The following is a 546-nucleotide window of genomic DNA, read 5'->3' on the forward strand; positions in this document are numbered from 1 at the left end:
CGCTCTTCCCATTGGCTGTGCGCGCCCTGCGCATGACGCGCTGGCTGGAGAACTTTGCGCGGTTCCGGGAGGTGTATGGCAGCGTGCGCCGCGTGCTGCCTGCGCTGGGTGAGTGCTGGGCGCCTGCAACTGCTGCCGCCGCCGCCGCCGCCGCCGCCTTGGCTCGCATTGGTGCGTTGCTGCCGTGCGCGCGCTGACCGCTGCCTCCGCGGCGCGCAGGGCGGCTAATGCTGGTGCTTTTCTGCTTCATCTACTCCTTCGCCGCCGTGGCCACGGAGCTGTTTGGCGAGCACGTAATGTGCGGCAACCCCAAGCTGATTGACCTGAACTGGCACCAGTGGTGCGAGTTCCTGTCCTTCCGCACCATGCCCGAGGCCACGCTTACTGTGTTTCTGGTGCGTGTCGCCGCCACCGCCGCCGCCACCGCCGCCGCCACCGCCGCCGCCATCGCCGCCAGCGCTGCGGCTACCATCACCGCGGCCTCTGCTGCTGCGATAGCTCACGCGCACGGCGCCGCGCGGCGCAGGCGACGGTGAGCGCACGCTG

The 546-nt window shown here is 70.5% G+C and carries 2 protein-coding genes; both read left to right on the forward strand.

Annotated features, from left to right (window positions below; genetic code table 11):
* Nucleotides 1–197: hypothetical protein (locus tag ACK4SE_RS14265; RefSeq protein ID WP_409694043.1), on the forward strand; the 197-nt coding region annotated here is incomplete at its 5' end.
* A gap of 30 nt (nucleotides 198–227) precedes the next feature.
* Nucleotides 228–536, forward strand: a complete 309-nt coding sequence (locus tag ACK4SE_RS14270) for a hypothetical protein (RefSeq protein WP_409694045.1) — start codon at nucleotides 228–230, stop codon at nucleotides 534–536.
* The last annotated feature ends 10 nt before the right edge of the window (nucleotides 537–546 follow it).

Source organism: Brevundimonas sp., from assembly GCF_046293315.1.
In the GTDB taxonomy this organism is placed as follows: Bacteria; Pseudomonadota; Alphaproteobacteria; order Caulobacterales; family Caulobacteraceae; genus Brevundimonas.

Bases quoted from the DNA above. Each gene is read 5' to 3' on its own strand.
- ACK4SE_RS14270 (WP_409694045.1), top strand. From the start codon at position 228: ATGCTGGTGCTTTTCTGCTTCATCTACTCCTTCGCCGCCGTGGCCACG.